The following is a 22,524-nucleotide window of genomic DNA, read 5'->3' on the forward strand; positions in this document are numbered from 1 at the left end:
AGCTTGTGTTCGTTCGTGGAGAGCCTTATTGTAAACTAATCTTACACAGCCCAAGGTGCGCCGCAATAGCGACTCTTGTTCTGGTGTGGGGTAAAATCGAAACGAATAGGCTTTTTCCATGTCTCACATTTTAGCATATATCGTGTAAATGCGCTAGTATTTAACGGTAAAGCCGTCGTAGAACGACGGGGTTTCAGACCCAAAATTTTCGATGAAAATCTTTTGGGGATCAAGGGTTTGGCGATTTTGTCAAGAAATCATGACAAGGTACTTGGTCAAAATCGGAATCTTACTGTTTAATAGGTATTTATAACAAGCGATTCCCTTGATCCCCATCGAGTGGATCTCTCGTTCACACAGCAATCGATGAGTAGTTAGAAGGATTACCCAGATCACTGCTTTTGCAAATGCTCAAAAACATTTGCCGTCGTAACTAATCGGAGAGTGTCAACTCATGGTCCCAGAATACCCCCCCTTAGATGAGATGACCTTGCGGCAACTACGACGAGTTGCCAGTCAATACAGCATCTCTCGTTACAGTCGGATGCGGAAAACGCAATTAATCGAGGCAATTACCCAAGCTATGGGAGTAAGCGGCAATTTTAAATCTACTATTAAAGAGGAAAAACCAGTGGAAGCAGCAAAATTTGAATTAGGTCAAGCTAACCCGATCGAAGATGTCCTAGGTTCGGTGGATGATGGTTTAGGAGATCTGCCCGGTGGCTACGGTGAAAATCGCATTACCCTCCTACCTCGCGATCCTCAGTGGGCCTATGCTTACTGGGATATCCCCAACGAATCAAAAGAAGCTCTACGTCGTCAAGGGGGACAACAGTTAGCCCTGCGTCTTTATGATGTCACCGATATAGATCTCAATAGCCAAGGCGCGCATAGCGTCCAAGAATATCTCTGTGATGAATTAGCCCGGGAATGGTATTTACCGGTTCCGGTCAGCGATCGAGATTATGTTATCGATATCGGTTATCGTTGTGCTGATGGTCGTTGGTTAGTTTTGGCCCGTTCTCCTTTAGTGCGGATTCCTCCCGTCTATCCTTCCGACTGGATTGAAGATATCTTTGTCACCGTTAACTGGGAAGAAGAACTGGTGGGCAAAACTGTTTACGAACTCGTTCCCCCCAGCAAACGCTACGGCAGCAGCGCAGGAATCACGGGAACTAGCCCCATCTACGACCAAATTTTCGAGAGTGTCGGCGATATCGAGGCCCTACGGGTGGCCGGTTCCTTGTTTGGTTCCATGCAGCACGTCGCTGGTTCCGTACCAATGTCGGAAGTGATCAGTTCTTATGTATTCCCCTCCGGGGTTGGTATGTGGGCAGTTCCCACGGTATCGGGACTAACCGCTTCCGGTATCGGCATAACTGCTTCCGGTATCGGTATGGGTGCTTCGGAAACCCTACAACGTCCGCGCAAATTCTGGTTAGTTGCCGATGCAGAATTAATCGTCTATGGTGCTACGGAACCCGATGCCACCGTAACTATCGGTGGTCGTCCGATTAAACTCAATTCCGATGGCACTTTCCGCTATCAGATGTCCTTCCAAGACGGTTTAATCGATTATCCGATTATGGCCGTGGCCGCCGATGGTGAACAAAATCGTTCTATCCACATGAAATTTACCCGGGAAACCCCCTCTCGCAATACCAACACTAAAGATGAGGCGGTTCTAGAATGGTTATTCTAGATCGGGTTTTCTAACGTTACCAAAGCCAACCTAATTACTTCCCCCTAGCTGAGATTTAGTTAGGGGATTTTTTTCGAGAAGATAACGGCAAGCTTTCGGGGGTTGCTCACCGCTATCAACTTCTATTCCCAAATCTGACAGCTTAGATCGCCCGATTTTTGGGAAAGACGCAGATTTTCACCGTAATCGACGGGAACATCAATAACAGTGGGAACCTCTTGCCGGAAAGCCTCCTCTAGTATCGGGATCAAATCCTCAGTAGATTCCACCCGATAGCCTTTTAATCCCATACTTTCGGCAAATTTAACAAAATCGGGATTACCAAACTTAATAAAAGAAGATGTCCCAAAATGGTTAAACTGCTTCCATTCGATTAAACCGTAACCGCCATCATTAAAGATGAGAGTGACGAAGGGAGTTCCCACCCGCAAAGCTGTCTCCAATTCCTGACAATTCATCATAAAACCGCCGTCCCCCGTCACCGCTACAATGCGTTTATCGGGATGAACTAACTTAGCGGCGATCGCACCAGGGATAGCAATACCCATAGCGGCGAAACCGTTAGAAATAATGCAAGTATTGGGACAATCGCAGTGATACTGGCGCGCCATCCACATTTTATGAGCGCCCACGTCACAAATAGCGATATCTTCCGGTCCCATCACCTGACGCAGATCGTAGATCAATTTTTGTGGCTTGATCGGAAAACCCGTATCATTGGCATAAGTTTCGTAATCGGCCCGAATTTCCGTCTTTAATCCCGCGGTGACAGGAGTTGGTTTATTCTGGCGATCGGCCCGTTTGAGGATATCGATGAGAGAATCGGTGATATCACCCACCACTTCCACCACCGGGGCATAACTGCTGTCAATTTCCGCCGGAGTCATGCCGATGTGAATAATCGGTAATTTCCCGTCTGGATTCCATTTTTTCGGGGAATACTCGATTAAATCGTAACCAACAGCGATAATTAAATCACTGCGATCAAAGGCACAACTAATCAAATCCCGTTGCTGTAATCCTACCGCCCAAAGAGCCAGAGGATGGGTATAGGGAATCACCCCCTTACCCATAAAAGTGTTAGCCACAGGGATATTCAAGGCCGTGGCGAATTCCGTTAAAGCCTCACTAGCATTAGCGCGAATTGCCCCATTTCCCGCCAAAATCAAGGGATTTTTCGCTTTAGAAATCACCGCCGCCGCCATGTTCAAAGTCCGATAGGAAGCGTAAACTTTTTCCTGACTATCGAGGGGCAAGGGATAACCATCGGCAGCCATAGCGGCGATATTTTCGGGAAGATCGATATGAACTGCCCCCGGTTTCTCACTTTGGGCGGTTTTAAAGGCTCTCCGTACCACTTCTGGGGTGATACCCGGCCGCACGATTTGTTTATTCCATTTCGTCACCGGGGCGAACATGGCCACCAGATCTAGGTATTGATGGGATTCAATGTGCATCCGATCGGTTCCCACCTGGCCGGTGATGGCCACTAAGGGCGCCCCATCGAGGTTAGCATCGGCTACCCCTGTCATCAGGTTAGTCGCCCCCGGTCCTAAAGTGGAGAGACAAACCCCCGCTTTTCCCGTCAAGCGTCCATAGACATCGGCCATAAAAGCCGCACCCTGTTCGTGACGGGTGGTGATAAATTTGATCGAGGAGTTTTTCAGGGCTTCCAAAACATCGAGGTTTTCTTCCCCGGGTAGCCCAAAAATATACTCGACCCCTTCATTCTCTAGACATTTAACTAGAAGTTCGGCTGTGTTTAATTCCCCCATAATTCCCTCCTGTAGAGCTTACTTCATCAGTAAAGTCTCTAGAGATAGTTCATCCCGGCGGATTGAGGTTGTTGCGCTCAACTCGTCGGGATGATATCAGTAGACTATATGTACCAATGCAGCTGAATAAAATTTTGTTTAAGTCTATCCATATACTATTGTGACTTAGATCTTGACCTTTGGCAGATTATTTATTAGTGAACTAGGAAGTTTTCGTTTTGGGGAGCCGGTCGTCAGGAGACTCCGAGACAGCTTTTATGTATTCTCCCCACACCCCACACCCTACACCCTGCCCCCAGTTTTATGCCGTTAATTCTTCCGCGGCGTGGGCTAGTTGGGCGGCGACTTTGGCTAAATAGGGACGACTTAACCACCAGATAAAGGGGGACAGCCAACCCCGCAGAGTGACAGAATAGGAAATATAACTACCACAGAGGGTTGATTCCACTTGGTAGGTCATTTTCTGTTCCATGCCGGGGATAGCGAGAACTCTTAGGCTGAGGAGTTCACCGGGGCGGACATTTTCCACAAAAACCCGGATAGGAATGGGAGTCAGACGGGTGACAGCTTGATAGATTAACCCCGGTTTAGCGATTAAACCCAAGGGAACATCAGCCTTGGCAATCAAAGGATGCCAAGAGACATCGGCCACATTGATTAATTTTTGCCAGAGGACATCGACGGGGGCAGTACTGACCACCCGATAGGTTTTGTAGAGTGAAAACTTACAGAATAGTCTGCCTTTGGCCGCTACAATCCTTAAGGAAAAATTGAGAATCACCGATTGCCTCCCGCAAAAATAATCTAGGGAATCTTCTATTGTAAAAAATAAATGGCTTTCCGGGAGTGTGCGCTTTTGATAATTTTAAAATATGGCAGTAAGCTCAAGGGGTGACAAAGAGGTTCAAAGGTAGGTGGTATAAAGATTGTAGCCAAATGTCCCCCAAAGAAATAGAGTGGTTATGGCAACCACGGCACTGGTATCTTCTAGTTGAAGAATTAAAAGGTTGCGATACAAAAGGTTCAACAAAGCAGGCGAATCTGGAGTAAGTAACAGAAACCAAAAATCTAACTAATATTATTTAAACTTGCTCATAATCTATGCTATCATAGTCTTATGAGCAAGTTAACCATATCAGAAGCGGCTAAATTAAAAGGTGTAAGCGTATCAACTTTAAGACGTTGGGAGTCCGAAGGTAAACTAATACCCGAAAGAACCGCTAACGGACATCGGCGTTATACCATTTCTCAGTTGCTTGGAGTAAAAGAGAATCTCTCTTATACTGTTGGCTATTGCCGTGTTTCTAGTCATGACCAAAGAAAGGATTTGGAACATCAAAAAGAAGTTGTCGAACTGTTTTGCGCTCAAAATGGTTGGCAAGTTGAAATCATAGACGACCTAGGTTCGGGACTTAACTACAACAAGAAAGGATTAAAGCGATTAATCAGATTGATTGTTGATAGTAAAGTAGAGAGATTAGTCTTAACTCATAAAGATAGACTACTTAGATTTGGTAGTGAATTAATCTTTAGTCTGTGTGAACACTTTGGAACTGAAGTTGTCATTATCAATCGAACTGAAGACAGTACATTTGAGGAGGATTTAGCACAAGATGTCTTAGAAATTATTACTGTATTTTCTGCTAGGTTGTATGGCTCCAGAAGTCACAAAAATAGAAAAATCGTAGAGGAGTTAAGGGACGTTGCTACTAGGATTCAAGACGGAATTAAAACTGAATAATCAACAACGCTCATTATTAGCTCAACACGCAGGAACCGCACGTCATGCTTGGAACTGGGGATTAGCTTTAACCAAGCAAATCTTAGACCACAACAAAGCTAACCCAAATGATAAAATTAAGTTTCCTACTGCTATTGACCTTCACCAATGGTTGGTAGCATTAGTTAAACCTGAAAATCAATGGTATTATGAGGTGTCTAAATGCGCTCCTCAATGAGCGTTAAGAGCTTTATCCAATGCGTGGAAACAATGCTTCAAAAAGATAGCCAAACCACCAAAGTTTAAGAAAAAAGGTAAACCGGATAGTTTTACTCTGGATGGTAGCATTAACGTTGCTCATCAAAAGATAAAAGTTCCTGGGATTGGTTGGTTAAAAACTTACGAGCAATTACCCCATGGATGCCAGCCAAAATCTGTCACTATTAGCTTTTTGGCTAATAGATGGATTATTAGTTTTAAGATTGATGTTGAACGGCAAACAACCGATAAATCTATCGACGGAATAGGAGTTAATTTAGGGGTTAAAACCCTAGCCACTCTTTCAACTGGTGAAGTTATCGAAGGAAGTAAAAGCTATCGTAAACACGAGAAAAAGTTAGCTAGACTTCAATACCTGAACCGACATAAAGTCAAAGGCTCAAACAATTGGAAAAAAGCTCAGAAGCAAATTGCTAAACTTCATTTTAAGATAGCTAACATCCGTAAGGATACATTGCATAAACTCACCACTTATCTGTCCAAGAACCACGGCAAGATAGTAATTGAGGACTTAAATGTTTCTGGAATGTTAGCTAATCGTAAGTTAGCTAAAGCTGTTCAGGACATGGGATTTTATCAATTCCGAAGACAACTTGACTATAAAACTCAGTTGTATGGAGCGGAGTTAATCCTCGCTGATAGATGGTTTCCCAGTAGCAAAACCTGTTCCAATTGTGGATACAAAAAAGAGTCACTATCTTTAACCGAAAGAGTCTTTGAATGTGAACAATCACTAAAATTAAGAGTTAAATTTGGAAGGTTTCTAGACCGCGTTTTTCCTCAAGTGGGGATGGAAAAATCCCATCCCCATACTTTTCAATTTATCGTTTTTGTTTGAATTGAGAACCGATGCCCAAAAGTCCTAAACCTAATAATCCTAAAATTGCTGAAGGTTCGGGAACCGGTGTAGCACTGGCAGTGCTGGGTAAGCGCATCTTAACAATTGTCAATGGCGTTTAAGATGCGCTCACCAGGCAATTTACACCAAATTAGATGAGCTTACCCTCGCCTTAAAAGGCTTATTTTCGCTGCTTGTTGGATACTGAACCTATCCCTAGTAAACCCAATGCCAATAACCCCAGAATCGAGGAAGGCTCTGGAACTGCTGGAAATGGAGCTGGACCTGTACTGGGTGATAAAAATCCTTTTAAAGGATCACCCACGGCTCCAAAACCAACAAGATCGAGGGAATTAAACTGAGTTATAACTTCTACATAGGTCTCTTCTCCCTCTAGTACCCTGAAACTACCGCGATCGGGGAAATCCGTAAAATAAATGAAATCTGCACTAGCGATAGGATCGTCAGCAACATTTGGGGTGTTCACAATCGTGATTTTTAATGGCAATGTTTGAGTGAAATCTGGGTCGGAGGAAGTAGTATTGATTATCAGATCAACCCCATCAATCTGAGTACCGAGAAAAATAGTGCCATTACGGTAATACAAGCGCCCTGCAACAAAGTCTTGACCCTTGGGCTGATCGGTAAAGTCAGAAGGAATAAAGGACAATTGATTGGTAAATGAATCACCGAATGGTGTTCCCCATTCGATGGTGTCGGTTCCGATACCCGTGTATACTGAGTCGGGGAGCGTGATGGGGTTGTCAAAATAGCCTGTCACTGTCCCTGTCCCTACAATTGCTTGGGCGGCTTGGAAAGGGGTTAGGATGGCTAGAGTTGCCCCTGCCACTAATAAGTAATGCTTACCTTCTCCCGCATTTTTGATTATTTTTGTTAATGTTTGCGCCATGAAAACCTCTTCTTTGGTATGGTTTCTTCGATTAGATAATTGTATTTGGCTCTCTTGGATATTGGCTGAAAAATGTTGACAACGTCACATTTTGGGCGCAAGCGTTGCGCTCCGACATTACACAATGACCTAAAATACTTTTTAAGCAAGCCTTTATGACCATAAACGATAAAAACTTTTCAACAAACGAGGCGGAATTTTTAGATTATAACCAATAATAACTAATTGATTAACTAAGGTAGTTTTCCAGACTCCTAATTTTTGCCAACGTCTTGCCGAGGTAATCACCGATGCAGAAACTATGGCTATTTTACCCCTTTTTTTCAATCTTTGTATTAATTCAAAATCTTCCATAATTGGCAACTCAGGAAAACCGCCCAAATCGGCAAAGATTGAGGCTTTTAAAAATATTCCTTGGTCTCCGTAGGGAAGAGAAAACCAGCGAGAACGCCAATTAACTAATTTTTCCACTAAACGCAGGGTTTTTTCCTCTCCATCAATTTTTAATTCAAAGGCTGCCGCTACTATCCCAGATTGGGATAAAGTATTGATAATTTGTTCTTGAAATTCATGGGGTAGTAAAGTATCTCCATGCAGAAATAACAAAATATCTCCTTTCGCTATTTTTGCTCCTAAATTCATCTGAAATGCACGACCTTTTCTGGGTGAAATAATTACTTTAGCTCCCAATTGTTCGGCTATTTCTCTAGTTTTATCCGTACTTCCCCCATCGACAACAATAATTTCTACTCCTGCACCTATCTGTTTTAACGTTGCTGCAATTCCTAACTCCTCATTAAGAGTCGGAATGATAATACTAAGATAATTCATCAGGTTTTGCGGTAACTAAAGTCAGAGTATTTAGTGGCAACCATCGGGTAAATTTTCCTACAGATACCGAGGGATTGATTTCGATTTGTAATAACTGTTTTTCCTGTAGAAAAGTTAAACATTCCTGTCAGTTTTCTAGAGTGGCTAAAGCTGGAGTCAAAAGTCGATACCAAATTAGGTTACACTTCATCTTTATGAGAAACGAAACTCTGTTCTAAGATAGGTGGGACAATGCCGAATATTAAAGGAGACGATGGTGCGCTCAAAACCATTTTCAGCAATAGTAAAATTATCGCAGTGGTCGGGCATTCCGAGAAATCGAGCCGCGCCAGTTATCAGGTGGCCAAATTCCTGCAAGCGGTGGGTTATCGAGTCTATCCGGTCAATCCTATGGTCAAGCAAATTGACGGTCAAAGCTGCTATCCTTCTCTAGAGGCTATCCCCGAACCTGTGGATATTGTTAACGTTTTTCGTCAAGGATGCTTGTATCCAGATAGAATATCAGCGTCTATTTGCCTAAAACAAAACCCCACCATGGGTGGGGTTTCGGGTTTAATTTAGGAAATCCTAGAAGGTAAAGGTTCCGCGGAGAGTGCCAATCCACTCGTTACCAGTGCCTTTGAACTGTTCAGGTGCAGAAATCCAGATGACACCGGGGGTGATAGAAATATTGTCGGTGACTTGGTACTTGTAGAACAATTCAACGTGGTAGGGAACGATGTTAGATACTTTTAGCCCCATGTCTCGGAAGCTTAAGTGACCGATGTAGGGCTGCGCACCAGCAAACAGACCTAAGATATTTCCTTCTTTACCTAAGTCGGGGAAGGCAATACCAGCACCGTAGGTCCACACTTCCGCATCACCGAGACCGAGTAAGCGCACGGTGGAGTAGGAACCGAAGGCACTCAAGCTGGCGAAACCAAGATCCACTGCACCGGTTAAACCGTAGCTATTGGATACTTTGGCTCCGAAGTTGAAGAAACCGACTTCATCCTGTAGGGTGACGCTATCAGGATCGTTGCCGTTGACGTTGAGCAGGGTATTTAACTGAGTTTGGGAAAGGTTAGCGGCGGAAGTCCCCGTTACACCGAAGGAACCACCGTTACCGAAGATGGCGGTATCGGCACCTTGGTAAGCGTTAACGTAGGTGAAGCCGACGTTGAGGAAGTTAAAGAGGTTAGCGTTAATCTGTGCTAAAGCGGCGTAATCTCCGTTAAAGAGACCATTACCCGGGTTAGGATTGGCCGCAGAACTAGAGCCACCACCACCGGCTAAGTAACCCAAGGATAGGGAGGTCGGACCGACAATGCTTTGGAGGAAGCCTAATTGTAGGCTAACACCCGCCCCAGAACCACCACCGATACGGTAGATGGGGTTTTCGGAAGCGAAGGTCGAAAGCGCACCATTACCACCGTCGAAGTCTTCAAAGAAGGGATTAGTGGTGGGAACGAAGTCATTCCAAATACCACCCCAAGCGGCAACATAGGTATTGAAGCGACCAAAATAACCTAAGTCAATCGGGGTATAGTAGGCCAACCAGTCGAGAACCACATTGCTACCGTTACCGGCCGCGGTCCAAGTTTGGAATAGGGAAGGGCTTTGCAGATTATCGAATCTGACGGAAGCGGGATCACCATTTTGTAGTGTGGTGGTCGATTTGTAATCAAATCCGAAGGGAGTGGCACTACCCGCCGCTAAACGAGTTTTCAATACGTCCTGACCGGTGAAGCTCGTGTTTAACAGCAAACGAGCGCGGTATTGCATGGCGGCCTGGGAGGCGGGGCTACCGGCACCGACCGTATCGGTGACAGCGAAGATAACTTCCCCAGCTAATTTGGTGGTGGTGGAGAATTGGTTATTTTCGAGGAAAGACACCCGGCTTTCTAAGTTATCAACTCTAGCTCCCAAGGCCGCTAATTCGGCCTGGAACTCATCCATCAAGCGCTTGAGGGCATCTAAGTCTTCCTTGAGGACGTTGACACCATCTTGAATTAAACGCTCCATCACGTTTAAGCAAGCGTTTAAACCAGCCGCAAATTCCCAACGGGTTAAAGCTCGGTCGCCGCGGAAGGTGCGATCGGGATAACCAACAATACAACCGTAGCGCTCCACAAGGCTTCTTAGGGCCTCGAAAGCCCAAGCGGTGGGGGAAACATCCCGCAGTTGGTTAACGCTGGTGACTTGATCGATGGTGTTGCCCTGTACGGGTGCAACTTGACCTTCGTTACCGTACTGTTCGATCTGATTGATTAGTTCGCCAGTTCCTGCAGCGTTGTCCTGAACTTGAGCGATTTCTAGATTGTTAAATTCGGTAGAAACACTGGTAGATTTGGCGGGATCGAAGCTACTAGCATTAGCGGAAGCTACCAGGGTAGCCCCTAAAATCGCTGGGCTAACCAGCAATGATTTCCAGAACATTCTTAACATGATGGTTTTTTCCTCACACCTTATAGGTTGACTACACAGTTTGACGACGCATATAGCCTTGCTATTCTTTTGCTATTATACACAATTTAATTACTTAGGGAAAGATGTGATCTCATTTTTTTTCCCTTGACCAGTTGACAAAGTGGCCACCCTGTCGCTTCTGACGGCACTTAAACAAAAACTAAAGTAGGTTAGAATCCTTACAGAGAGAAAACTTAAGCTCACACAACAGGCTCGTCTAGACGAGTCGGGCAAGGTTCTGTGATTTTGATAACGGCCACTGAACTGGGTTGTTGTCAGGTTAATTGACGATTTCTATGGTGGCACTCTTAATATGGAGTGATGTCTAATGGGCAAAACTTAACGCCGATAAAAACAGAGACAAGACCATGAAAAAAAGAAAGATAGCCAATACACTGCGTAAAGCCTTGCTAGAAGATGGCAAGATGGAACGCGCTCTCTATGAATACGAATTAGAAGAACACATAGACTACTGGTACGAAGGTCTCAAGTCCGACCGTGATCAGTTTGTCTTTGCCGTCACGGAAAACTCCGGTGATGTGGCAATGGTATTGATTACGCCAGGTAAAACTATCTATGTCAATGAGGAGGCCAGAGAGAAACTCTCTGAATTCTGGATAAAAGCTTATAAGCATAATATAAATCAACTCCTTCCCATGATGGCAGAGAATTTGGCCAATGATATTATCTCGGTGACAGGCGTTAAAATGGTGTCCCCAAACCAGAAGCGGCGCTGGGTTAGTTTGCGCCCGTAGAGTTAAAGCGAAGAAAGGCTCCCTTAGGGCAAAATCAGGGCAGGTTTAGACAATACTGACGGGAAACCCTCAAAAACTATCCGCCCTTACCAATTGCTCGGTAAGGGCGGTGTAGCGGGTCATCGGAATCGACACCAGACTGCCGGAAGGAACTCCAGCTAGTCTAAATCTTGTTTAGACGTGGGGGTCTAGAGAACAGCCCCGGCGCACAGCCGGCTATTGTCGATTAGGAGACCCATGCTTTTACTACTTTCTACCATCGACATCACCTCCTGTATCCCTTAACGGATTGATTATCAAGTTTATCTGCAATTAGCTTAACGCAGCTATGCGGAAAAAATCAAGGCCGGCAGCTAAAAATTTTTTCGGCAGGCTGAGATTAGCCCCAAAATGTAGGTGCAGATAGGAAGCGTGCAGATTCTTACCTTGCCACCCTTCGGCATTGATAGCACTTTTGGGGAATGCTTGCAGTTGATAAATCGGTGCGTCGCTCACCCCGCTTAATTGGGAGCGATGGAATTCATGACCGCGCACTGGTTGACCTGCTTTGAGCAGGATCGTCTCCTGTTTGGCGATGGCTTGCCGATAACCTAGGGTTAGTTTCGGGGACATTATAGCAGATTGGGGGATTATTTGCAACATGGAATGGTTTTTTTGCTCAAAATCAATTATTTTTTCACATAAATACATTAATCCCCCACATTCGGCGTAGGTGGGCATTCCAGAGGCGATCGCTTTTCTCACCTGAGTTAAGATAGGGGTGTTAGCGGCTAATTCCGGGGCAAAGATTTCGGGAAAACCGCCACCAAAGTACAATCCTTGTAGGTTTTCGGGCAAATTTGCCCCTTGCAAGGGACTCCAAAAGATTAATTCTGCGCCTAAATTGGCTAAAATATCGAGATTATCGGGGTAATAAAAGTTAAAAGCCTTATCTCTAGCAATACCAATACGGATAGGGGGAAAAAGCTTATTTTCTCCTGTTGGATTTTTCGGGTTCTCTTGAGGAGAAATAGTGAGTAAAGGCAAGAGAATGTCCCAATTAAAGCAGTTTTGGGCAATAGAAGCCAGTTGATCTTGCAGTTGCCTGATTTCTCCTAGTTCATCCCTGGGAACTAATCCTAGATGGCGATCGGGAATTGTCAGGGAATCTTGACGACGCAAAACCCCGACAATCGGCATATTGATGGATTCTAGGGCGGTTTGCAGTAATTGCAGGTGGCGATCGCTACCAACCCGATTGAGGATAACTCCGGCTAGATGAAGATTTTTGTCTAAAGATTGATAACCGCGGACGATAGCGGCGACAGAGGTAGATAAACGACTACAATCGATAACTAACAGCAGAGGAAGCCCTAAAATACGGGCAATATGGGCGGTACTGGCATAATCGGGAAATTGAGTAGCGCTTAATTGAATACCATCAAATAGCCCCATTACCCCTTCAATCAGAGCATAATCGACATTTTGACAATGTTGGGCAAAACAGGTTTTTACATAGTCTTCAGAAGTTAAAACCGGATCGAGATTGCGACAGGGGCGACCGGTAAAATGAGTATGGAACATGGGATCGATATAATCGGGCCCGACTTTAAAAGATTGCACTCGATCGCCACGACTGATTAAATAGGCCAAAATTGCCAGAGTAATCGTAGTTTTACCGACTCCGCTTCTTTCTCCTGCGATGATCATTATTAGTTGTTTTTTTTCGAGATCGAGCTAGACTTAATTAACCTGTTACACAATCAATGCTCAAGCTTGCCAACGGCTAATAGAGTTAATTTTGGCCGCTAACTGATCCCTGTGTCAATCGACTTTTTTTATTAGCGGTGAAATCAATTTGACCACGTTTATGATCTTTGGCATCATCTCCGGACGACCAGCTACTGTTCCGGCGTTCCGACGTTGCCCAAAACCAGAGACTTCCTACCGCACCATTAAGATAACTGCTAGATTAGCTGACCAATTTTGTTTAGCTGTTAATTTTTGTAAAAAAAACCTCGTCTGTATCCTATTGTACAGCTAGACTAAAAATAGCTAAAAAAAGCAGTTAGATCGGCAAGAGGGAAAAGGTAAAAACCCTGACTGGAAGATGACGGGTAAATACGCAAATAATCCTGAATTACCGCTCTAAAATTGGCTTTACGGACAGCGAGAGACCAGATTAATCAGGGAAATATCGTCAGATAAACTAATCAATATAGCTTCTTAGGTGTCTGGGAGTGAAAAAAGACAGAGAACGGAGTCTTTCTAGTTTCTATAACTGCACTAATCAGAGACCTGGGACTTAGCTCTAAACCGACAACTAAATTATCAGGAGAATTGGGGTTATGCTGACTCTACACACGCTGACCAATGATAGTATCTCTTGTCCCTTGCCCGATCGCGTGGAGAACGTCAATTTCCACTACGAATTAGAAAATCAAATTCATCCCACCTACGGCCTCGAAAACCTAGGCATGAAAAATCTCGGTCGCGTTTATCGCAATCTTTCCGTACCGCAATTAGTCGAACAGGCGATCGAACGTCATGAGGGTGTTTTAGCCGATAATGGGGCTTTAGTGGTGGAAACGGGTAAATATACCGGCCGTTCCCCCAAAGATAAATTCATTGTCAAAGAAGCCAATAGCGAACAGGAAATCGACTGGAATCAGCATAATGCCCCGATTAGCGAGGAAAAATTCCAGCAGTTATACCGAAAAGTCCTCGCCTATGTGCAGGGAAAAGACCTATATATCTTCGATGGTTACGTCGGGGCCGATCCTAATTATCGCTTTGGCGTGCGCGTCGTCACCGAAATCGCCTATCATAACCTCTTTGCCCATCAGTTATTCCTCCGGCCTAGTGCGATCGAACTAGCTGCCCATCAAACTGATTTTACCGTGATTGCCCTGCCGGGGTTACAGGGAGATCCCGAGGATGACGACCTGAACAGCGAAGCCTTTATCGTCCTCAACCTGGCCAAAAAAATCGTTCTCATCGGTGGCACTCGCTACGCTGGCGAAATCAAAAAATCCGTCTTCTCGATGATGAACTACCTGATGACCAAACAAGGGGTTTTACCGATGCACGGTGCCGCTAACATGGATAAACACGGTCATACAGCCCTCTTTTTCGGTCTTTCCGGTACGGGTAAAACCACCCTTTCCGCCGATCCTAAACGCAGCCTGATCGGTGATGATGAACACGGTTGGTCAGAAGACGGCATTTTTAACTTTGAAGGCGGTTGTTATGCTAAAACCATCCGTTTAAGTGCCGAATACGAACCCCAAATCTGGGCGGCGATTCAATTTGGCACTATTCTCGAAAACGTTATCCTTTCCGCCGATAATCGCCTTCCCGACTACGATGATGGACGTTTGACCGAAAACACCCGCGCCGCCTATCCCCTGCGTTATATCCCTAATTGTGCCGTATCTGGCATGGGAACCCACCCGAAAACTATTATCTTCTTAACTGCCGATGCTTTTGGGGTACTGCCACCAATCGCCAAATTAACCACGAAACAGGCGATGTATCATTTCCTCTCCGGTTATACTAGCAAATTAGCGGGAACGGAACGGGGAATCACCGCCCCACAGGTGACTTTTTCCAGTTGTTTCGGTCAATGTTTCTTCCCTCTGTCACCCCTCGTCTATGCCCAAATGTTAGGGGAACGTTTAGAACAACACCCGGAAACCTCCGTTTATCTGATTAATACCGGTTGGTCCGGCGGTCCTTATGGAGTCGGCGATCGCATTTCGATCAAACACACCCGCGCTATGGTTTCCGCTGCTTTAAATGGCGATTTAGAGGAAGTAGTTTTCCATCCTCATCCCATCTTTCAAGTTCTCGTCCCCGAAATTGTCCCCGGAGTTCCCAAAAAAATCCTCGACCCGCGACAAGCATGGCAAGATGGCGAATCCTACGACCTACAGGCGCGAGAATTGGCCCATCGTTTCGTGGAAAATTTCCGTCAATTTATCACTGCCTCCCAAGAAATAATTGCAGCCGGTCCAATTTGGGAATAACAACATCAAGGAATCGGTTATCAACTATCAGTTAAGGTGAGATTTTCTCAGAGTTTGATTGCCGTCGGGTGTATTGGGGCAGCCTAATACACCGGCAATATTGCTATCTATTGCCCATAGCTTGTCCGGCAAGATAACCAGTGGTCCAAGCGCTTTGAAAATTAAATCCCCCCGTGACTCCATCGATATCTAGTACCTCCCCGGCAAAATATAACCCCGGACAGATTTTACTTTCCATAGTTTTAAAATCCACTTCCTGAAGATTCACTCCCCCAGAGGTAACAAATTCCTCCTTAAACACCCCTTTTCCTTTGATTTGATATTCCCCTTGCTGTAATTCAATCATTAATCGATTGAGAGTATTTTTAGATAATTCGGCCCAGGGAGTTTCCGAGTTAACAGTCAAGTAACTTAATAAACTCTGCCAAAGACGCTTGGGTAACTGCTCAAAGGGACAATAATTAAAGAGTTTTCTTTTGGGATATTCACTTTTAGTTTGTAAGATAATTTCTCGCAATTTTTCAGGATGATAATCCTCCAACCAATTAATTATTAAAGGCATTCGGTAATGATGCTCGTGAAGTAACCGCGCTCCCCAAGCAGAAAGTTTTAAAATAGCCGGTCCACTAACTCCCCAATGGGTAATTAACAAGGGTCCGATTTGTTCTAATTTGCTTCCCCCAAGACGAACTCGCACTTTATCCACAGTAACCCCTAACAAATCTTTCAGACGAGGATCGGCAATTTGAAAGGTAAATAAAGAAGGGACAGGAGAGATTAGAGAATGACCTAAATCTTGAGCGGTGCGATAACCAAAAGGACTACTTCCCGTCGCAATTAACAGCTTATCTGCCCTAATTTGCTCATCTCTTTTTAATTCAATCAAAAAACTTTCTTCCTGTTTTTTTACCGATTTGACTGGGGAATTTAGCCTTAAATTAACCCTGGCAAAAGTCGCACTTTCCCGCAGACAATTAACAATAGTTTCAGAATTATCGGTGCTGGGAAACATTCGCCCATCCGCTTCTGTTTTGAGTTTTACCCCCCGCAATTCAAACCATTTAATAGTATCTTGGGGTTGAAACCGACTAAAAGCTCCCCGTAGTGCTTTGCCACCGTGAGGATAATAATTAACCAATTGAGAAACATCAAAACAATGATGGGTGACATTACAGCGTCCCCCTCCCGAAATCCGCACTTTCACCAGAGGTTCTTTTGCCGCTTCTAGGATAGTAACGCCAGCTTTTGGGTTAGATTCTGCCGCTTTAATTGCTCCAAAAAATCCCGCTGCACCGCCACCAATTACGACTATTTGAGTCATATATCAAGGAAAAAGTTAAGTTTAAACCGCCAAAAATCGCTGAATGACTTCTTGACTTAATTCGCTCGTGAAACCGGAAGCAACAATTCCCCCTTTTTGCATGGCGTAATATCGATCAGCTTGGCGGACAAAATGCAGGTGTTGTTCTACTAATAAAACGGCGATTCCTTTGCTGGCAACAATACGCCGCACCGCTGCTTCAATTTCGAGAATAATTGACGGTTGAATGCCTTCCGTGGGTTCATCTAAAATTAATAATTTCGGTTCCCCCACTAAGGCGCGAGCGATGGCTAATTGCTGTTGTTGTCCCCCGCTTAAATCTCCTCCCATCCGCGATAACATGGTTTTTAAAACGGGAAATAAATCAAAGATTTCTTCGGGAATTGTGGCATTTTTTCTTTTTGTCGGTAAAGCTTCTAAACCGAGAATTAAATTCTCTTTTACCGTTAAACGGGGAATAATATCCCTACCCTGCGGCACATAACCCAGTCCTAATCTGGCTCTTTGATCTGAGGTTTTATTAATCAGGTTTTGTTGCTCATAATTAATTACTCCCGCTCGCGGTTTTAAGATACCCATTAGGGTTTTTAATAGGGTAGTTTTACCCACGCCATTACGTCCGATTAAACAGACCATTTCTCCCGCATTAATGTTAAGGTCAACATTTCTTAAAATATGACTTTCTCCGTAGTAAACATTGAGATCAGATATGTGTAACATTGTCAACCCTTTTTAACTAATTTTAATTGTTTGACTTTTTATTCTTCCGAGGAACCCAGATAAACTTCAATAACTTTCGGATCATTTTGAATTTGCTCCATATTCCCCTCACATAGAACAGTTCCTTGGTGTAAAACCGTGACTTTGCGGGCAATTTGACGGACAAACTCCATATCGTGTTCAATGACAATAATTGAATGACTTTCCGCTAAATTTAATAACAAATTACCCACGTTTTCCGTTTCCTCATCGGTTAATCCTGCTACGGGTTCATCTACTAGCAGTAAATCTGGTGACTGGGCCACTAATTGTCCAATTTCTAGGCGTTGTTTTTCCCCGTGGGACAGTAAAGAAGCGGGTAAATCAGCTTTAGCAGTTAACCCGATAATTTCCAATAAACCAATAACTTTTCTGCTATCTTCTAGCGGAGGACGACCGAAAAGAGTTGAGAAAACATTTTTATTACGGTTGCTAACTAAATCGAGATTTTCTCGGACAGTTAGATTTAAATATACCCTAGGAGTTTGGAATTTGCGACCAATACCCAAACGAGCGATCGCATATTCGGGAATTTTGCGGAGATCTCGACCTTTAAATAATACCCGTCCGATGGTGGGTTGCACTTTCCCCGTAATCACATCTAAAAAAGTGGTTTTTCCCGCACCATTGGGACCGATAATCACCCGCAATTCTCCCGTATCCATACTGAAATTAAGATTATTGAGAGCTTTAAAACCCCCAAAACTAACGGTAAGATTCTCGATTTCTAAGATTTTTCCAGTCATAATTTCTAAGAGGGAGTTGGGAAGTATTTTCAGTGAACAGTGAACAGTAATCAGTGAACTGAAAACTCACATCTGATAACTGATAACTGATAACTGATAGCATAAGATCACTTATGCTCTAATTCTTCTTTTTCCAGTTGCACTTCTGGAGCTTCCTCAATACTAGGATAGGTAATCAAAGTTTTGTGGAAACCAAAATGAGTCAGCAAACGTTTAATCCCACCGAGAATACCATCGGGAAGCACTGTCACCACAATTAGGAATAATGCCCCTTGGAAAAATACCCAGACTTCTGGAAATTGTTCGCTTAAAAAAGTTTGGGCCATGCGTACTAATAAAGTACCGATAACTGCCCCCACAAGGGTAGCACGTCCCCCCACAGCCACCCAAATCACCATTTCAATGGAAAAAGCCACATCCATAGATTTAGGAGTGATAATTCCCGTTTGCACGGTATAAAGAGCGCCGGCAACACCAGCAATTGCCCCAGAAATGGCAAAAACTAACACCTTAAACCAAGTAGGATCATAACCGGAAAAACGAACCCGCACCTCATCATCGCGAATGGCGACTAATAAGCGCCCAAATCTGCCCGTAGTTAACCAACGACAGAGGAGATAAATAGCCAGTAAACAGACAATTGTGAGTAAATAAAAGGCCCCTTGAACGGAATCGGAACCCACCAGTAACCCGAAAATTGTTTGGGTATCGGTTTTTAAGCCATTAGTGCCGTTAATTAACTTTTGTTGACCGTTAAAAAAGTTAAAAAATACCAGTAAAGCCGCTTGGGTCAAAATCGAGAAATAAACCCCTTTAATACGATTGCGGAAGATTAAATAACCTAATAATGCCGCCACGATCGCTGGTACAATAATTAGGGCTAGAATTGTCAAAGGTAGGGAATAAAAAGGTTGCCAAACAAAAGGTAATTCTGTCACCCCGTAGAGAGTAAAAAATTCGGGCATTTGTCCCGGTGGTAACTGAAGATTTAGGTACATGGCAAGAGCGTAACCACCGAGGGCGAAAAAAATGCCATGACCAAGACTTAATAAACCAGTATAACCCCAGATTAAATCTATCCCCAAAGCGACAATAGCGAGGGAAAGAAATCGCCCCAATAAACGCAAGCGGAAAGCCGACAAAGCTAAGGGAAGCAACAGCGCAAAGATGACCACCAATCCAACAATAACAGCGATTTCCGTGATTAACTTTTTCTTTTCCCGTTGTCGGGATTCGTTTCTAGTGATGGTTTCGGTAATCATAATCTATAACTCGGCAGTACGTCCTTTAGGAGGAAAAATTCCCGCAGGTTTGAATTGCAAGAAAGCAATAATTAAAGCAAAAATCATCACTTTTGCCATGCTAGTGGTGGAGAAAAAGGTGAAGAAATCCGTTAGGGGTTTTAGTGCTGCCACGGAACCAAAAATCAGGGCAAAAGTTCCCGAACCAATTAAATAATTAGCCACACCAATCGCCATGGCTGCGATAATAGTTCCTAGGAGATTACCCACTCCTCCCACCACCACTACCATAAAAGTATCAACGATATAATTTTGACCCACGTTTGGACCGACGGAACCCAAGAAACTAATCGCACAACCGGCAACTCCAGCTAATCCCGAACCGAGGGCAAAAGTCAAAGCATCCACTTGATTCGTGGGAATACCTAAACAGGAACTCATCTGGCGATTTTGGGTGACGGCACGAATGCGTAAACCCCAAGAAGATTTATTTAAAAACCAATAGGTTCCTAACAAACAAATGGCAGTTAAAATGATAATAAATAGACGGGTGTAGGGCATTTGAAAACCCGGTAAAGGTAAACCTCCCCGTAACCAAACTGGAGCGGTGACATCGACGTTTCTGGCACTAAACCAGGGTCTAGCGAGAACGGGATTAAAAGATAAAAGATAGCCTAATAATCCAGCGATAGCTAGGGATAAAGGCAGGGTGATACCAATAGCTAAATTGCGAATTCTCTCCCAATCTAAGCGACGACTTAACACCGTCATTGCCCCAAAAAATAACAGACAGAAAACTATTAAACTAATTACTAATAACCCGTTGACACTTCTGACAAATTGCTGCAGAATTAAGCTGACTCCCCAAGTGGCCAGCAGCGTTTCTAGGGGTCTGCCGTACAGGAACCTAATCACCCCCCTTTCTAATAATAATCCCGCCAATCCTGACACTAAAAAAGCGATCGGTAGGGCAAATAAAACATAAGTATCAAAGAGGGGAGAACCGAAACCTTTAAAGATATTCTGCACCACAAAAGTACTGTAGGCCCCTAACATCATTAACTCACCGTGAGCGAGATTAATCACCCCCATCAGTCCGAAAACAATCGCTAGTCCTAAAGCGGCCAGCAATAGCACAGAACCGATGCTAATACCATTAAATAATCCTTCTAATAATGCTGACACTTTTCGTTATTCCTGTGCATTTTTAAGCTTTAAAAAGTGGGGTGAGCAGTAATGCCCACCTCACTCTCGTTATTGTCTGGAAAAACTCCTAAAACTAGGATTTTTCCATTTTGAACTTACCACCCTTAGCCGGATCAGTCCAGTCACAGGCAAAGCCCTTAGTTTCGGGGACAAATTGGTTCCAGGGTTGCGGATCCACCACCCCCGGAGTTGACCAAATGATGTCAAATAGACCATCATCTCTCACCTGACCAATGCGGACGGTTTTGGAGATGTGATGATTGGGGAACATTTCCACCGGTCCTTCGGGAGCATCGAATTTTTGTCCGATGGCGGCGGCGCGAACTTTGTCGAGATCATCGGCGGTTGCCGCTTTTTCCACCGCTTGCTTCCAGAGATAGACCATGATGTAGGCCGCTTCCATCGGGTCATTGGTCACGCGATCGGGACCGTATTTAGCTCGAAAAGCCGCAACAAATTTCTTGTTAGCGGGGGTATCTACGGTTTGGAAATAGTTCCAACAAGCGTACTGACCGAGGAGATATTCCTTACCAATCTGTTTAACTTCTTCCTCGGCAACACTCACCGACATGACCGGATATTTATTGGGAGTTAAACCGGCCGCTTGCAGTTGTTTAAAGAAAGCCACGTTACTATCACCGTTGAGGGTGTTGAAAATAACGCCGCCATCGGGTAAAGCTTGCTTAATTTTAGTGATAATCGGGGTAACTTCCGTGTTACCTAGGGGTAGATAGTCTTCGCCCACGGTTTCGCCACCTTTCGCCTTTAACTGCTCTTTAATGATCGTGTTGGCAGTGCGGGGGAAAACGTAGTCGGAACCGACAAGGAAGAATTTTTTCCCTTTGTTTTCCAGCAACCAAGTCACTGCTGGCTCGATCTGCTGGTTGGGGGCAGCGCCAGTGTAGAAGATATTTCTAGAACACTCTTGACCCTCGTACTGGACGGGATACCAGAGCATATGGTTTCTGGATTCAAACACGGGCAAAACCGCCTGACGACTGGCGGAAGTCCAACAACCGAAGACGGTCAAAACTTTGTCCTGATCGATCAGTTTGGTGGCTTTTTCGGTAAAAGTTGGCCAATCAGAAGCGCCATCTTCCACCACTGCCTCAATCTGTTTACCAAGAACACCACCGGCGGCATTGATTTCCTCGATCGCCAGTTTTTCCGCATCGACTACGCTGGTTTCACTGATGGCCATGGTGCCACTGAGGGAGTGCAGAATACCCACCTTAATTGTCTCTCCAGAAGTTGGGGCGGGACTAGCAGCTGGGCTAGGACTGGCCGTGGGGGTTTGGCTTTGATTGCCACCACAAGCTTTTAACAGAATACTGGTTCCCAGAGCGGCAGAACCGTACAGGAGAAATTTACGTCGTCCTAAATTTGACATGATGATCTTGAACTAACCTCGCTGACAATATTAGCTACTTCACACGGATGTTTTTGCTGAGGAGATTTTTGGGAATCTTTCTACGAATATCTGTGTGATGTTACGGCTAGGTTAGCAGATTTTTTGTAATTTTCGCTACTTTTTGGATACTTTTTGTAATTTTTGCTACTTTTTTCCAAAAAATTAATGATTTTTATGGAATTTACCTAGGGTCTGCTGAATAAAGCTAAAAACCTTACAGGAAAAGGCTTTTAGCTTGATTGAGAGTCGCTCAGGTGCCCCTGATGCTAAAATTACTCAAAACCCTTGCATCTTCTCTCCTTAGTACCAATGTATCGCAAGATTGAGCAACTGCCAACGCCACCGGACAACTTCGAGTTTCCCTCGGAGGGGAAATTATCCCCAGACAATCGTTGGGTTATCATGGCCAATCTAATTCCTTGGTCAGAATTTGAAGAAGAATATGCCCAAAACTTCTCAGAAGAAATGTACTCACCAGCCAAATCCTTTCGGAGGCCATTAGGAGCATTAATCATTAAAGAGAAGTTGGGAACAAGTGATAGAGAAACCGTCGAACAAATTAAGGAAAACCCTTA

19 protein-coding genes and 2 pseudogenes are annotated in these 22,524 nt (G+C 44.3%); 7 read left to right on the forward strand and 14 right to left on the reverse strand.

The window, feature by feature from the left end:
* Nucleotides 1–120, reverse strand: a 120-nt coding sequence (locus tag IM319_RS18900; RefSeq protein ID WP_159291398.1) for a helix-turn-helix domain-containing protein, incomplete at its 3' end; no start/stop codon positions are given.
* Between the two features lie 334 nt (nucleotides 121–454).
* Here IM319_RS18900 and IM319_RS18905 point away from each other — a divergent pair.
* A complete protein-coding gene (locus tag IM319_RS18905; protein ID WP_287685888.1) occupies nucleotides 455–1,702 on the forward strand; it encodes a DUF4912 domain-containing protein in 1,248 nt (415 codons plus the stop codon).
* 122 nt (nucleotides 1,703–1,824) lie between these two features.
* On the opposite strand, the gene IM319_RS18910 is transcribed toward IM319_RS18905, so the two are convergent.
* Together IM319_RS18910 and IM319_RS18915 are read right to left on the reverse strand one after the other, a co-directional pair.
* The gene (locus IM319_RS18910; RefSeq protein ID WP_287736569.1) at nucleotides 1,825–3,477 is read right to left on the reverse strand and encodes an acetolactate synthase large subunit; all 1,653 of its coding nucleotides are present in this window, start codon (nucleotides 3,475–3,477) and stop codon (nucleotides 1,825–1,827) included.
* Between the two features lie 301 nt (nucleotides 3,478–3,778).
* Complete coding sequence (locus tag IM319_RS18915; RefSeq protein WP_041804515.1) at nucleotides 3,779–4,258, reverse strand: hypothetical protein; 480 nt, start codon at nucleotides 4,256–4,258, stop codon at nucleotides 3,779–3,781.
* Between the two features lie 336 nt (nucleotides 4,259–4,594).
* Here IM319_RS18915 and IM319_RS18920 point away from each other — a divergent pair, with 336 nt between their 5' ends.
* The gene (locus IM319_RS18920; protein WP_286827096.1) at nucleotides 4,595–5,218 is read left to right on the forward strand and encodes an IS607 family transposase; all 624 of its coding nucleotides are present in this window, start codon (nucleotides 4,595–4,597) and stop codon (nucleotides 5,216–5,218) included.
* A pseudogene (locus tag IM319_RS18925) lies at nucleotides 5,181–6,314 on the forward strand (RNA-guided endonuclease InsQ/TnpB family protein). The gene IM319_RS18920 and the pseudogene IM319_RS18925 overlap by 38 nt, the downstream one beginning before the upstream one ends.
* On the opposite strand, the gene IM319_RS18930 reads toward IM319_RS18925, so the two are convergent.
* From IM319_RS18930 to IM319_RS18940, 3 genes are all read right to left on the reverse strand, one after another.
* Nucleotides 6,298–6,411, reverse strand: coding sequence for a PEP-CTERM sorting domain-containing protein (locus IM319_RS18930; RefSeq protein WP_287736570.1), 114 nt, complete (start codon nucleotides 6,409–6,411; stop codon nucleotides 6,298–6,300). The pseudogene IM319_RS18925 and the gene IM319_RS18930 sit on opposite strands and share 17 nt — an antisense overlap.
* Nucleotides 6,412–6,495: 84 nt before the next feature.
* Nucleotides 6,496–7,224 (reverse strand): choice-of-anchor K domain-containing protein, encoded by a 729-nt coding sequence (locus IM319_RS18935; protein ID WP_287736571.1) that lies wholly within the window; start codon nucleotides 7,222–7,224, stop codon nucleotides 6,496–6,498.
* A gap of 153 nt (nucleotides 7,225–7,377) precedes the next feature.
* Nucleotides 7,378–8,055: a TIGR04283 family arsenosugar biosynthesis glycosyltransferase gene (locus IM319_RS18940; RefSeq protein ID WP_287736572.1), complete on the reverse strand. Its 678-nt coding sequence runs from the start codon at nucleotides 8,053–8,055 to the stop codon at nucleotides 7,378–7,380.
* A gap of 231 nt (nucleotides 8,056–8,286) precedes the next feature.
* On the opposite strand from IM319_RS18940, the gene IM319_RS18945 reads away from it, so the two are divergent.
* Nucleotides 8,287–8,616, forward strand: coding sequence for a CoA-binding protein (locus IM319_RS18945; protein ID WP_286827100.1), 330 nt, complete (start codon nucleotides 8,287–8,289; stop codon nucleotides 8,614–8,616).
* A 6-nt stretch (nucleotides 8,617–8,622) separates the two neighbouring features.
* On the opposite strand, the gene IM319_RS18950 is transcribed toward IM319_RS18945, so the two are convergent.
* The gene (locus tag IM319_RS18950) at nucleotides 8,623–10,482 is read right to left on the reverse strand and encodes an iron uptake porin (protein WP_287736573.1); all 1,860 of its coding nucleotides are present in this window, start codon (nucleotides 10,480–10,482) and stop codon (nucleotides 8,623–8,625) included.
* Between the two features lie 389 nt (nucleotides 10,483–10,871).
* Between IM319_RS18950 and IM319_RS18955 the strand changes: the two genes are divergently transcribed.
* Nucleotides 10,872–11,258, forward strand: a complete 387-nt coding sequence (locus tag IM319_RS18955; protein ID WP_323801816.1) for a hypothetical protein — start codon at nucleotides 10,872–10,874, stop codon at nucleotides 11,256–11,258.
* A gap of 312 nt (nucleotides 11,259–11,570) precedes the next feature.
* Here the strand turns inward: IM319_RS18955 and IM319_RS18960 are convergent, their stop codons facing one another.
* Nucleotides 11,571–12,947, reverse strand: a complete 1,377-nt coding sequence (locus IM319_RS18960; RefSeq protein ID WP_287685893.1) for a cobyrinate a,c-diamide synthase — start codon at nucleotides 12,945–12,947, stop codon at nucleotides 11,571–11,573.
* 638 nt (nucleotides 12,948–13,585) lie between these two features.
* On the opposite strand from IM319_RS18960, the gene pckA reads away from it, so the two are divergent.
* Nucleotides 13,586–15,265 (forward strand): phosphoenolpyruvate carboxykinase (ATP), encoded by a 1,680-nt coding sequence (gene pckA / locus IM319_RS18965; protein ID WP_287736574.1) that lies wholly within the window; start codon nucleotides 13,586–13,588, stop codon nucleotides 15,263–15,265.
* A 103-nt stretch (nucleotides 15,266–15,368) separates the two neighbouring features.
* Here the strand turns inward: pckA and IM319_RS18970 are convergent, their stop codons facing one another.
* The 6 genes from IM319_RS18970 to urtA all read right to left on the reverse strand — a co-directional run bounded on the left by IM319_RS18970 (nucleotide 15,369) and on the right by urtA (nucleotide 21,928).
* Nucleotides 15,369–16,586, reverse strand: coding sequence for an NAD(P)/FAD-dependent oxidoreductase (locus IM319_RS18970; RefSeq protein WP_287685895.1), 1,218 nt, complete (start codon nucleotides 16,584–16,586; stop codon nucleotides 15,369–15,371).
* 21 nt (nucleotides 16,587–16,607) lie between these two features.
* On the reverse strand, nucleotides 16,608–17,306 hold the full coding sequence (gene urtE / locus IM319_RS18975) for an urea ABC transporter ATP-binding subunit UrtE (RefSeq protein ID WP_185239060.1): 699 nt from the start codon (nucleotides 17,304–17,306) through the stop codon (nucleotides 16,608–16,610).
* Between the two features lie 38 nt (nucleotides 17,307–17,344).
* A complete protein-coding gene (gene urtD, locus IM319_RS18980) occupies nucleotides 17,345–18,091 on the reverse strand; it encodes an urea ABC transporter ATP-binding protein UrtD (RefSeq protein WP_104396923.1) in 747 nt (248 codons plus the stop codon).
* A gap of 107 nt (nucleotides 18,092–18,198) precedes the next feature.
* Nucleotides 18,199–19,353, reverse strand: coding sequence for an urea ABC transporter permease subunit UrtC (gene urtC, locus IM319_RS18985; RefSeq protein WP_287736575.1), 1,155 nt, complete (start codon nucleotides 19,351–19,353; stop codon nucleotides 18,199–18,201).
* Nucleotides 19,354–19,356: 3 nt separating this feature from the next.
* Nucleotides 19,357–20,517, reverse strand: coding sequence for an ABC transporter permease subunit (locus IM319_RS18990; RefSeq protein WP_287736576.1), 1,161 nt, complete (start codon nucleotides 20,515–20,517; stop codon nucleotides 19,357–19,359).
* Nucleotides 20,518–20,611: 94 nt separating this feature from the next.
* Nucleotides 20,612–21,928: an urea ABC transporter substrate-binding protein gene (gene urtA / locus IM319_RS18995; RefSeq protein WP_287685898.1), complete on the reverse strand. Its 1,317-nt coding sequence runs from the start codon at nucleotides 21,926–21,928 to the stop codon at nucleotides 20,612–20,614.
* Between the two features lie 330 nt (nucleotides 21,929–22,258).
* Here urtA and IM319_RS19000 point away from each other — a divergent pair.
* Nucleotides 22,259–22,524 (forward strand): annotated as a pseudogene (locus IM319_RS19000) (IS5/IS1182 family transposase); the annotation flags it as partial.

The sequence above is a fragment of the Microcystis sp. M113S1 genome, from assembly GCF_020246945.1.
In the GTDB taxonomy this organism is placed as follows: Bacteria; Cyanobacteriota; Cyanobacteriia; order Cyanobacteriales; family Microcystaceae; genus Microcystis.